At 64.7% G+C, this 10,620-nt stretch carries 9 protein-coding genes; 8 read left to right on the top strand and 1 reads right to left on the bottom strand.

Annotation, left to right across the window (positions count from 1 at the left end; genetic code table 11):
- From IEX18_RS06140 to IEX18_RS06125, 4 genes are all read left to right on the top strand, one after another.
- Positions 1-502, top strand: a 502-nt coding sequence (locus IEX18_RS06140) for a glutathione S-transferase family protein (RefSeq protein WP_229664395.1), incomplete at its 5' end; no start/stop codon positions are given.
- 103 nt (positions 503-605) lie between these two features.
- On the top strand, positions 606-1,250 hold the full coding sequence (locus IEX18_RS06135) for a PEPxxWA-CTERM sorting domain-containing protein (RefSeq protein WP_229664394.1): 645 nt from the start codon (positions 606-608) through the stop codon (positions 1,248-1,250).
- A 44-nt stretch (positions 1,251-1,294) separates the two neighbouring features.
- A complete protein-coding gene (locus tag IEX18_RS06130) occupies positions 1,295-2,188 on the top strand; it encodes an aspartyl protease family protein (protein WP_188657752.1) in 894 nt (297 codons plus the stop codon).
- Positions 2,189-2,469: 281 nt separating this feature from the next.
- Positions 2,470-3,279, top strand: a complete 810-nt coding sequence (locus IEX18_RS06125) for a GntR family transcriptional regulator (protein WP_308419325.1) — start codon at positions 2,470-2,472, stop codon at positions 3,277-3,279.
- A gap of 17 nt (positions 3,280-3,296) precedes the next feature.
- Here IEX18_RS06125 and IEX18_RS06120 read toward each other — a convergent pair whose 3' ends face one another.
- Complete coding sequence (locus tag IEX18_RS06120; RefSeq protein ID WP_229664393.1) at positions 3,297-4,475, bottom strand: cytochrome P450; 1,179 nt, start codon at positions 4,473-4,475, stop codon at positions 3,297-3,299.
- 61 nt (positions 4,476-4,536) lie between these two features.
- Between IEX18_RS06120 and IEX18_RS06115 the strand changes: the two genes are divergently transcribed.
- The 4 genes from IEX18_RS06115 to IEX18_RS06100 are packed head-to-tail and all read left to right on the top strand — an operon-like array spanning position 4,537 to position 10,606.
- Positions 4,537-5,838 (top strand): MFS transporter, encoded by a 1,302-nt coding sequence (locus IEX18_RS06115; RefSeq protein WP_229664392.1) that lies wholly within the window; start codon positions 4,537-4,539, stop codon positions 5,836-5,838.
- A 49-nt stretch (positions 5,839-5,887) separates the two neighbouring features.
- Complete coding sequence (locus IEX18_RS06110) at positions 5,888-8,299, top strand: TonB-dependent receptor (protein ID WP_188657748.1); 2,412 nt, start codon at positions 5,888-5,890, stop codon at positions 8,297-8,299.
- Between the two features lie 4 nt (positions 8,300-8,303).
- Positions 8,304-9,812, top strand: coding sequence for a hypothetical protein (locus IEX18_RS06105; protein WP_229664391.1), 1,509 nt, complete (start codon positions 8,304-8,306; stop codon positions 9,810-9,812).
- Complete coding sequence (locus IEX18_RS06100) at positions 9,809-10,606, top strand: OmpA family protein (protein ID WP_188657747.1); 798 nt, start codon at positions 9,809-9,811, stop codon at positions 10,604-10,606. The genes IEX18_RS06105 and IEX18_RS06100 overlap by 4 nt, the downstream gene beginning before the upstream one ends.
- The last annotated feature ends 14 nt before the right edge of the window (positions 10,607-10,620 follow it).

Raw genomic sequence — 10,620 nt, 5'->3', positions numbered from 1 at the left:
CCCCGATCGGGGCCCTTTCCATGTCGTCATCACGCCTCGACCGCTGGCCTACTTTTACACCGCCACCGTGGCCGGATTTTGCTCCGCCGTTGACACCCGGGCCCGAGCGCGTGTCGATGAAGCGGTGAGCTTCGCAAGCACCGATGTGCGCATCTGGCTCGACATCTTTTCGGTCTATCCGACCGCTTTCGGCGTGCCGGCGGGCTTGTCGCCCGCGACCGTCGCGGAGATGCGGAGCGTCGCGGAAACCCCGGTGCGGCAGATGCTCTCGGCGCTCGACGATCGCACCCGTGGGGGTTTCGTCGTCGGCGAGGCGCTTACGATCGCGGACTTCCTGACCTTCTCCTATGTCACCCTGGCAGAGCTGGTCGCCTTCGATATCGGCGCTTGGCCGTCGATGGCCGCTTGGTTGCAGCGGATGAAGGCGCTGCCTGCCTATGGTTCGACCTATGCCGCGTTCCAGGGCCTGCTGAGCGCCCGAACGCAGCGCATCGCCGGCTAGCCCCAGTCATCACCACCGCCGCATCCACCCGATTGCGGCTCATCCAAGACACGACGCTCGTCCGGGTGGGATGACGTGCGTCCAACGAACAGAGGGATCTATCATGCTTCGTACCACGCTTCTGCTCGCCGCATCCTGCCTGGCTGCAATGGCCTCGCCGGCAAGCGCGTCGACTATCTTCACGCAGGACTTCTCCGCCGGGCTCGGCAGCAAGGAAAGCGTCAGCTCCAACGTCACCGGAAGCTGGGGCGTCCATTCCGGCTATCTGGGCCATAGTGCGACCTACTCGCCCAACGAGCGCAGCCTGTACGTCGCGGACCTCGGCCTGCAGAACTACAGCGATGTCAGCTTCAGCTTCGATCTGACCGAATATACCGAACGCTCATACGACTACGTCACCTGGTTCACCGGTCATTACGACGCGGCGGGAACCCTCGTCTTCAACACGTTCGGCCAGATCGTCCAAGGCTACGGACTGGGTACCGGCTCCTACGCCTTTAGCCTGGCGGCGCTCGAGCGCGATCAACTGTTCGGCTTTCGCTTCACGTCGGATCACGCGATCCAATATGCCGGCGTCCAGATCGACAATCTACGCATCAACGGCACGGCGACGGGCGCGCCCGTTGACGGCCCGGTCGTTCCGGCAGTGCCCGAGCCCGCGACCTGGGCGATGATGATCCTCGGCTTCGCGATGGTAGGAGCCATGGCGCGGCGTCGCAGCGGCTTTGCCGATCGGGTGACGGCCTGATGTCCGCGGAGCGCCACCGCAGACGGTGGAGCGTCCTGCCTGCCGTGGCGCTCCTGTCGGCCACGGCAACTGGGAGCGCCGCGCCGCTGACGATCGCTGCCAGCGGCCATCCCGTAGCGCCGGTCTCGGTCGATGAAGGGCGGCCCGCCGCCTTCATCATCGACACCGGGGCGGAGGGCTCTGCGGTATACCGATGGTTCGCCGAAAGTCGGCATCTTCCCGAAGCAGGAGAGGAAAGGCTGGATGGTCAGACCGGCGCTGCCACGCTGCCGATGCGGCAGGTCCAGACCATGGCGATCGACCGAGCCCGCAGTCGACCCCTGCAACTCGTCGAGCTGGCAGATCAACCCGACCGCCGCGACATCGCCGGCGTCCTCGGGCTGGACGTTATGCGCGGCTCTCTGGTGGAGTTCGACTTCGCCCACCGACGCGTGCTGTTCCACGAGCATGCCATGGCGGGCCGGCTCAGGCGCTCATTAGGCAAGCCCATCCACGCGACCAAGGTGACGGGAGGGCTGCTCGCGATCCCGGTGGTTCTGAACGGCACCGCCGGTATGGCCGTGATCGATACGGGCGCGCGCGAGAGCCGCGCCAACGAAGCCTTTGCCGCGCGTGCCAGCCTTGCGCCGCTCGATGTGCCGCTGCGCGCGATCCGCGGCGCCAACGACAAGGCGGCACAGCTCCGCACGGCGCAGGTAAGGACCATGCGCCTGTCGAACCAGAATTTGGGCGCAACGACGATCAAGGTTGCCGATCTCAGCATCTTCGAGACCTTCGGCTGGGCCGATAGTCCGGCGATGCTGCTTGGGTTCGATCATCTACGCCGATTCCGCCTCGTCGTCGACGCCGACCGCGGTGAGATATGGCTGGCAAGGCCTCGTTGCGGACGGAGCGAGAGAGCTCCGGGTCGGGAAGGCGTGCAAATTCTAAAGTGTTAAGCGATACTTCGCCGTATGTAGCTCTCAGCTATGTGAGAAGCTAGCTTCTCGAGGAGGTCGAATGAGCGACCTAAATCGGCTTATGAACCGGCAGATCAAGCGGCTGCGGACCTTCTTTTCACGAGCCACGGCAAGCTGCGAGTGGATGATCAGTGCGGCATCGCGTCCGTCGACAACAACGGGCTGCGCTGGCGTAATACGCCAAGTGCGTACGGACCTCACAAGATGCTCTATGATTGATTGGAGCGCTTGAGACGGCAAAAGCCGTCAAACGCCTCTGGATGTTAGAAGGCCGACTGGCGACCGTCGGGGCTGAGATGTCACGGGCGGACGCGCGTTCACGAACATCGCAGACCTGTTGCGCGTCGCGGCAACACTGCGGCTTGCTTCGGCCCGGACGGCGCCGCAGAACAGCGGAAATGGCTAAGCGACCTACGGAGCAACCCGCGACCTCTCCCTCTTCCGCGGATGTCGAGAATTGGCTGCGCGAGCGGATCCGGACCGGAATGGCTGCGCCGGGGCAACGACTGATCGAAGCGGACATCACGCGCGAGATCGGGGCGAGCCGCAGTCGCATTCGCGATGCCTTTCGCCGTCTCGAGGCCGAAGGGCTGATCGTCGTGGAAGCCTTTCGCGGCGCGTCCGTACGCCGCCATTCGCGGTCGGATATTCGCGAACTCTATCGCGCCCGCATGGCGCTAGAGGGGATGGCGGCGCACGACTTCGCGGTCGAGGGCACTGCCGGGGAAAAAGCGGCGCTGCAGACGATCCAGCGGGATCTCGACATCGCCGCGGCGGCTGGCGACCATATGGCGTTCGCGCGCTGCAACGATGCGTGGCATCATGCGATCATCGCTGGCGGCCACAACGCCTATGTCGGTCGCTTTCTCGAATATCTGCGCGTGCCGGTCTACCGGCTGCTGTTCACCTCCTTCTACAACAGCGAACGGATCCGCATGGCGAATACCAGCCACCAGCGGGTCACGGCGGCGATCATCAGCGAAGATGGCCCCGGCGCGGAGGCTGCGATGCGGGCGCATATTGCCGAAGGGCTGGAGGCTCTGTCCGGACTGATGGCGGCAAGCGACTGACCGTCGCTGGCGATCGGTCAGACGACGCGCAACGGGACGTAGATCGGCCCGACCTCGGGCATCCCGCTCATCCGCACGTCGCCCGCGAGTTCGAAACGGGTCGTACCGTCGAGCAGCGCGCGAACCGCGACCAGTAGCTCGACCCGCGCCATCGCCATGCCAGCGCAGCGATGCGGGCCGCGGCCGAAGGCGAGATGCTGGCGGATGTTCGGCCGATCGAGCCGGAAGCAGTCCGGATCTTCGAAGACCGTCTCATCGCGATTGGCCGAGGCATAGGCGAGTGCAATCGGCTCGTTCGCTGCGACGGTGCGGCCATGCAGCATCACTTCGTGCACCGGGGCCCGCGCGAAGCCGCGATAGGGCGTGTAGAGCCGCAGGAACTCCTCAATCGCGGCAGGCAACAACTCGGGCTCGGCTCGCAACCGGTGCTGTAACGCCTGGTCGCGCGACAGATGGACGGCGACGCTGCCGACGAAGATGGGCGGCGCCACGAGGCCGACAACGAGGATCTGCCGCACGCAGCCGACCAGCATCTCGTCCGGTAGCGCGACGTTATCGGCGTCGGTCGCGGCGAGCAGCGAGCTGATCGGATCGTGATCTGGCGAGCGGGGATGTCGCCGTCGCTCGGCGACAAGATCCCGCGCGAGGTCGTAGAGGGTGGCGCTGGTCCGCGAGACCGCTTCAGCATCGAAATGCTCCCACGCCTTCACGAATTCCTTAGACGTCGCCCAAAGATGGGCGCTCTGATTGGGATCAAGGAAGAACCAGTCCGCGAAGACCAGCGCGGCAAGCGGACTGGAATAGAGATCGACCAGATCACCGCCGCCGGCGTGGCGATAGGCTCGCAATAGCCTGTCCGCATGCCCCTTGATCATCGCGGTCATTCCCTCGATCCGCGCGGCGCCCAGGGCGCGGTCGATTGCGCGTCGATAGGGTGTGTGCTCGGGCGGATCGAGGTGCAGCGGTGGTCGCCTGCCCGTTGCCGAACCGCCCGGCACGACGTTGCGCACGCGGGTGGTATAGAGGAGAGGTTCGTCGAGCACGGCCCGGATATCGGCGTGGCGGGTCAACATCCAGAAGCCGTCGAAGGCCTCGCTGCGCGCCATCGGGCAGGAGCGGCGCAGCTCCGCAAAAGTGGCGTGCGGGCTGTCGAACGTTTCGGGCGCGAGTGGGTCGTAATCCTGCGGTACGGCCATGATAGACTCCATTGTCGACAATATCGTTGACACGAATTGGAGGCTGTGACTAGCTTCGATAATGACAAAGGATGCCTTGGCCGAGAGCGTGTACCGCAAGGTCATGGCTCGCGTGGTTCTGGTGCTGACCGGCCTGATCGTCCTGAGCTCGATCGATCGCGTGAACGTCAGCTTTGCGGCGATTCAGATGAACGCCGCACTCGGGCTCGACCCTCGGAGCTATGGTTTGGGCGTCGGCATCTTCTTCGTCGGCTATCTCCTGTTCCAGTTGCCGAGCACCGCGATGCTGCGGCGGATAGGTCCGCGGCGGTGGATCGCCGGATCCGTGATCGGCTGGGGCATGGCCGCGACCGCCATGGCGGGGATCGATCAGCCCTGGCAGTTTTACCTGTTGCGGTTCGTCACGGGCGTATTCGAAAGCGGCTTTGCGCCCGGCGTCGTCTGGTACGTGAGCCAATGGCTACCCCAAGCCTATCGCAGCCGATCGGTGGGTCTGACGCTGCTCGCGGTGCCGACATCGGTGATCCTCTCCGGCCCGCTGTCCGGTTGGCTCCTGGGCATCGACACGGGCCTGCCGGGATGGCGGCTGATGTTCCTTGTGGAAGGGCTCGCGACGGTGGCGGCCGGATTATGGGCGCTCCGATGGTTCAGCGACACGCCCGCTGCGGCGGGTTGGCTGGACGCGAACGAACGCGACTGGATCTTCCGTTCAGTCGGGTCGGAACAGGATGTCGCAGGGCAGGATGAACCGTTCAGCGCGACCTTGCGTCGCCCGGCCCTGTGGTGGTGCGCGGCATTGTGGTTCGTCCTCATAACGGGCGCCAATGCCATCATCTTCTGGCTGCCGATCGCGATCAAGACGTTGGGCGTAGCTGACCCCTTCCATATTGGGGTGCTGAGCGCGTTGCCTTGGGTGGCGATAGGGACGGGTATGATATTGGTCGCTTGGCGGTCGGACCGGACCAATGAGCGCTTCGGCCATATCACGGTTGCAATGCTGCTCGCTGCCTCCGGCTTCGGCGCTGCGGCGATGATCGGCGGCGGCCTTGAAGCTTTGCTTCTTCTGACGATTGGCGGACTGGGGCTTGGCGGCGCGCAGTCGGTCTTCTGGTCGGTCCCGACGCGGCTCCTCGGCCAGCGCCATCCGCAGATGATGGCGGTGATCAACCTGTTCGGCAATCTCAGCGGGGCTGTCGCGCCCGTCGTCATCGGTTGGATCATTGCCGAGACAGGCAACGTGCTGGTGCCGGTCTACCTGCTGGCCGGTCTTCTTCTGGCCGGTGTACTGATCGTCATTCCATTGCGGCGGATCGCAAAGCCTGCACGGCAAAGTGTCAGCGAAATTGTTGACAATATTATGTAATGGTCCATAGCTATCCTGCACGGCCAAAGAGCCGGCTTGAGGGAGAGCGATGATGAAGCGGCACCTAGCGACCATGGCAACGTCTCCCACGGGGTTGGCCCTTGGTCTGTTGTTGGCGCTTCCCGCCGCAGCGCAGGACACGAGCAGCGCTCCGGCCTCTCCCCCACCGGCTGCGCCGGGCGACCCGGCGACGACGATCGATCGGGCAGCCGGCCAGACGACCCCGCAGGCGGCCGCCGGCACGGCGACGAACGACGGCGACCAACTGGGCGACATCGTCGTCACGGCGCAGCGCCGCGAACAGCGGCTGCAGGATACGCCGGTCTCGGTCACCGCACTTTCAGCTCAGGCCCTGACTGCTCGCGGCATCGACAACCTCGCCGATGTCAGCAACTTCGCTCCGAATCTCGAGCTACATCCGACCAACCGGCCGGCCGGCGGCGGGTCGGCGTTCGCCGGCTATATCCGCGGCGTCGGCACTGGCGATTTCCAGTTTCCGACCGATCCCGGCATCGGTCTCTATGTCGACGACGTGTATATTGCCCGGTCGCTCGGGGGTTTGCTGAGCTTGGAGGATATCGCCCGGGTCGAGGTGCTGAAAGGCCCACAGGGCACCCTTTACGGACGCAACACGATCGGCGGTGCGATCAACGTCATCACGACCGATCCGATCGTCTCCGGCGCCGCGACCGGTATGGCCAAAGTTCGGTTCGGCGCTTATGGCCGCGCCGACGCGGCGGCGCTGATCAACGCTCCGATCATCGACGGCGCCCTCGGCGCCAAATTCTCGGCATCCTATATCAGCAACGACGGCTTCGGCCGGCGACTGTCCGACGGCCAGCGCTACGCTAGCGAGAACCGGCTGATCCTGCGCGGCGCAATCAAGTGGCAAACCGACGGGGCGACGCTGAAGATCAATGCGGATTATACGCGCCAGCGCCAAAACCCGCCTAGCGGCTATTTCATTGGCTTTGTGCCGAGCGGTGCGACGGTGGCCAAAATTGCCCGCTACAACCAATACGCCGCGCCCTTTCTCAACGCACAACTCGGCCTGCCGGCGGGGACCATCTATGATGGCCGCTTTGTCACCTCCGATCCCTACCGCATCTACTCCGCCCAGCCGCAGCAGGATGACAGCGACATCTATGGTGTCTCGGCGGTGGCGACGTTCGACATCACAGATACGATAACGCTGAAGTCGATTACCGCCTATCGCAACATCGATGCGACGGTGGAGGTAGATGGCGACCAGACTCCCTACCCGCTTCAGCAAAGCCGCACGCTGATGAAGGATTACCAGATCAGCCAGGAGGTGCAGCTTGGCGGTACCGTGCTCGACGGGCGCCTGAACTTTCTGGTGGGCGGCTATGCGTTCCGCGAAAAGGGCAATTCATCGGTCTTCACACGCTCGTTCGAAGGGATCTTCGAGGCGCTGCGGGCGGCAGGCCTTCCGACCACCGCAGCCGACGCGGGCAACACCTTCACCACCTTCGGCCTGGAGGCGACGAGCTACGCCTTGTTCACGCAGGAAAACCTCAAGCTCACCGATACGCTGTCGCTCACCGCGGGTGGCCGCATCAACCGTGACAGGAAATCCTACTCGACTTCGGTGCTGCGTCCGCAGAACGGCGTCGTCGTGGTGCCATTGTCGCGCGCAGTGGCGGAATGGGACTCGTTCACGCCCAAGGTCGGTCTCGAATGGAAACCGACGCGGGCTGCGTTGGTCTATGCCAGTTACTCGAAAGGCTTCAAATCCGGCGGCTTCGGCGCCTCGACCGTCGCGTCCACGCCCACGCCGCGCTACGACCCGGAAAAGCTCACCAGCTACGAATTGGGCGCCAAGACTAGCTGGTTCGACGATCGCCTAACCCTCAATGTTGCCGGCTTCTACAGCGAGTATCGCGACATTCAGCTCACCGTGCAGGGCGTGGACCCGTTGACCAACGCCAATATCCGCACGACCCGCAACGCCGGCGGATCAAATATCAAGGGCTTCGAGGCGGAGCTGAACGTAGCCCCGGCGCGCGGGCTCACCGTCAATCTCGGCGTCGGCCATGTCGACGCGCGCTTTGACACGCTGACCGCAGCGGCAATCACCAGCGGTTTTACGCTGAACAGCCGCGTTCCGCAGATCCCGGACTGGTCCATCAATGGCGGCGCCGCCTATCAGCTGGCGACCGGTGTCGGGCGGTTCACGGTGCGCGGCGACGTCAGCTACAAGGGCTCGCAATTCCTCACCGCAGCGGATCCGACATCCTATCAGAAGCAATATGCGCTGCTCGGGGCGCGCCTCGCCTGGCAGCCAAGCTGGGTCGAGGGTCTGGAGATCTCTGTCGACGCCACCAACCTGACCGACACGCGCTATGCCTACTACAAGTCGACGCTGGCGCCGACCGGTCAGTATGTCGCCATTCCCGGCGCTCCCCGTGAGATTTATGGCTCGGTCCGCTTCAGTTTCTGATCGCGTGCGCAAGGCCGGTGCCTGCGCGCTGGTCGCCGCGACTGCGCTGCTCGCGGGCAGTGTCGGATTGCGCGTGACCGCGGCCGATCCACCCGATCGATGGTGGCAGCCGGGGGAGGGGCGGGTCTTCCCGACCAGGCTCGACTATGCCGATCCGACCGGCGTGATACGCGTCGTCCTCGACGGCGGACCGATGGCCACACAGGGTCATCCCTTTTTCACCGCAATCGGGCCGAATGGCCGCGCCTGTGTCACCTGCCATCAGCCAGCCGACGGCATGAGCCTGTCGGCTGCCTCGGCGGCGCGGCAATGGGAGCGGGGCGGTCCCCGCGACTCCCTGTTCGCCGCCAGCGACGGCGCGGATTGCCCCAGCCTGCCTCAGGATGCACGCGCCTCCCACTCGCTGCTGATCGATCACGGACTGATCCGCATCGCGCGGCCCTGGCCGCCTCGCGATTTGAACGGCAAAGCGATAAGCCCGGACTATAAGCTGGAGGTGGTCCGCGATCCGAGCGGCTGCAACCTCGACCCCAAATGGGGCCTGCACTCGGCCGATCCGCACATATCCGTCTTCCGGCGACCGCGCCCGGTGGCCAACTTCAAATATATTGAGGCGATGGGCTTCGCCTACGATCCCAAGGCGGGTTTGCCGCTGGCACTTGACCCGGAAACGGGCAAGCCGGTCAGCGGCAATCTGATGGCCGACGGCCGAGTGCCCAGCCTGACCTGGCAGATGCGTGACGCGGCCGGGGCGCATCTCGCCTTCGCCCGCAAGCTCGATCAGGGCGATATCGCCCGGATCCTCGATTTCGAGCGTCATGTTTACGTGGCGCAGCAGCGCGACGATCGAGGCGGCATGCTCGACGCTGACGGGGCAGAGGGGGGGCCGGAACAGCTGCGCATCTCGAAGCCGGGCCGGCTCGGCAGCCAGGGCGTACCGGTGTGGAGCGAATTCGCCAAATGGGAGAAGCCCGATCCGCAGGCACGTGCATCCGTATCGGCCGAAACCCTCGCCTTCCGCGCATCCGTCGCACGTGGCGCGCGCATCTTCCGCGACAAGACCTTTCTAATCAGCGACAGCGCCGGCATCAACTCGCCGATCGGTTTCGGCAATCCCGTGCGCAACAGCTGTGTCTTCTGCCACAATATGAGCCAAATGGGCATGGACGTGGCGCCGGGACAGGTCGACCTGGGCACCACTAACCGCCCGTTCGCGGACGCCATGCCGCACTTGCCGCTTTTCCGCGTAACCTGCCTGGGCAAACCGCATCCGCATTATGGCCGGGTGATCCTGACCCATGATCCCGGCTATGCGCTGACGACCGGGCGGTGCGCCGACGTCGGCCGGATCACGCTGCAATCAATGCGGGGGCTTGCGGCGCGGGCACCATATTTTTCCAACGGCAGCGCCCGTGACCTGCGCGGCGTCGTCGACTTCTACGACCGGCGCTATCACATCGGCTATAGCGAGCAGGAGAAGCAGGATCTGGTCAACCTGATGAGCGCGCTATGAAGTCGGCGCTGCTCCTGATCCTAGTGGCTGCGCAACAGGCGGCGGCTCCCGCCCCAGAGGTGCGTTTCATCGCGTGCCCCGTCTATCGTGACACCGATGCGGGCCGGAAATCCGGCTGCTGGCTGGCGGACGATCCCGCCAGCGGGGGACGCTACGACGTGACGAGCGCGCCGACCAAGCCCGACTGGAACCGCGCTATCCTTGTCGAGGGTCGTGCCGCGGCAAAGGACGCAGGCAATCCATGTGGCGGAACGGTCTTGGACCCAGTGCGCGTCTCGGTCTTGGATCAGCCCTGCACCCGCTTCATGCTCGCCGCCGACGGATATGCGGGGCGCCGCTTTGCGCTGCCTCAGCGAAACGTACGCCCCCTTTACGAAACGCGAACTCCGCCTTCCAAACCCTTTGCCGCTCGGACGATTACGGTGCCGTTCGACTTCGGCAGCAGCTTTATAACGTACCAGCTATCCGACTTCTATCTGGATCAGGCGATCAACTACGCGCTTGACGTGCAGCCCGCGCGGATCACTGTCACGGGTTTTGCCGCCACCGACCACGACCGTGTGTCCGGACAACTGCTGGTAGAACCGTCAAGCTTGGCGAAGGAGCGAACTAAGCTTGTCACGCGCTCGCTTATCATGCGAGGCATCCCCGCCGGTTTGATCCGCGAGAGCCTCACGCACCGATCCACTCCGTCCACTGATCCCGCTTTCGACGGCCTTGCCACAGCCTCGCTCCGCCGGGTCGAGGTCCGGATCGAGCCGCTGTCGACACCGAAGATTTCCTCAGACCACTGAACGGACCTGCTGGA

The organism is Sphingomonas metalli, from assembly GCF_014641735.1.
Taxonomy (GTDB): Bacteria; Pseudomonadota; Alphaproteobacteria; order Sphingomonadales; family Sphingomonadaceae; genus Sphingomonas; species Sphingomonas metalli.
This window is presented reverse-complemented; position numbering and strand designations above follow the sequence as displayed.